The 1,117-nt window shown below is 67.9% G+C and carries 1 protein-coding gene and 1 pseudogene; both read left to right on the plus strand.

Features of this window, described 5'->3' with window-relative positions:
- Positions 1-345, plus strand: a pseudogene (locus AB0313_RS22120) (pyruvate dehydrogenase (acetyl-transferring), homodimeric type); the annotation flags it as partial.
- A 24-nt stretch (positions 346-369) separates the two neighbouring features.
- Positions 370-1,011 carry a nicotine blue oxidoreductase gene (gene nboR / locus AB0313_RS22125; protein WP_366308495.1) on the plus strand — a complete coding sequence of 214 codons (642 nt, stop codon included), beginning with the start codon at positions 370-372 and terminating at the stop codon, positions 1,009-1,011.
- The last annotated feature ends 106 nt before the right edge of the window (positions 1,012-1,117 follow it).

Raw genomic sequence — 1,117 nt, forward strand, 5'->3', positions numbered from 1 at the left:
CCCGGCCAGCCCGCCCGCGTCCCCTTCATCACCCAGCAACTCGAAGGCGCCACCGGCCCCATCGTCGCCGTCACCGACTACATGAAAGCCGTCCCGGACCAAATCCGGCAATTCGTTCCCAACGAATTCGCCACCCTCGGCGCCGACGGCTTCGGCTTCTCCGACACCCGCGCAGCAGCGCGCCGCTACTTCAAAAACGACACCCACTCCATCGTGGTGAAAGTGCTGCAGATGCTGGCCGCGAGGGGCGAAGTAGAGGCGGGCGCCCCCTCGTACGCGATGGACCGGTACAAGCTCCTGGATGTCAACGCCGGCACCACCGGCGGGGCAGGCGGGGACGCCTGACCCTCAATCCCATAAGGTGCAGCTATGGGTGACAGTTACGGGGCCGGCTCCGCGGGAACCACGACCACCGGGGTGGTGCTCGCCGCGGGCGCCGGTACCCGGCTGGGTTTGGGACCGAAGGCTCTGCTTCCATTCCGCGGACGGCCGCTCGTGGAAGCCATCACCAAGGCACTGCTCGACGGCGGCTGCCGGAAAGTGGTGGTGGTCCTCGGCGCCGGTGCCGCCCAGGTTGAAGCTGCCGCCAAGCTGGACGGCTGCCAGTTGGTGATTAACCCGGAATGGGAATCAGGAATGGGCAGTTCCTTCCTGCTCGGCAACCAGGCCGCGGATCCGGCAGACCACCTCCTGATCGCCTTGGTGGACCAGCCTGGCCTGACCCGTGAAACAGTGGCACGGCTGCTGGCCCGGCACCGTCCGGGGCGGGTCACGGCTGCCGCATACCGCCGTCGTGATTCCAGCGGCGGCGGTGAGGCGGCACTCGTCCGAGGGCACCCGCTGCTCATCGACGCGTCCCTGCGCGCAGCTGTGGGTGCAACGGTGACTGGCGACGCCGGGGCACGGCGCTTCCTGCGGAGCCATCCGGACCTTGTTGATGAGGTGGACTGCAGCGACCAGTCCACCGGCGAGGACGTGGATACGCCAGACCAGCTGGACCTTCTCAGATAGCCCCGACAACGGTCAGGCGTGGGCGCGGAGGAACCGTTCCAGGGCATCCTCCCAGGGGGATCCGTGGTGATGAACGACGTCGATGCTGCCCGGCCACCTTCCATCC

Source organism: Pseudarthrobacter sp. NPDC080039, assembly GCF_040702335.1.
GTDB lineage: Bacteria > Actinomycetota > Actinomycetes > Actinomycetales > Micrococcaceae > Arthrobacter > Arthrobacter enclensis_A.

Coding starts and splice junctions, on each gene's coding strand:
- nboR (WP_366308495.1), top strand. CDS start 370: ATGGGTGACAGTTACGGGGCCGGCTCCGCGGGAACCACGACCACCGGG.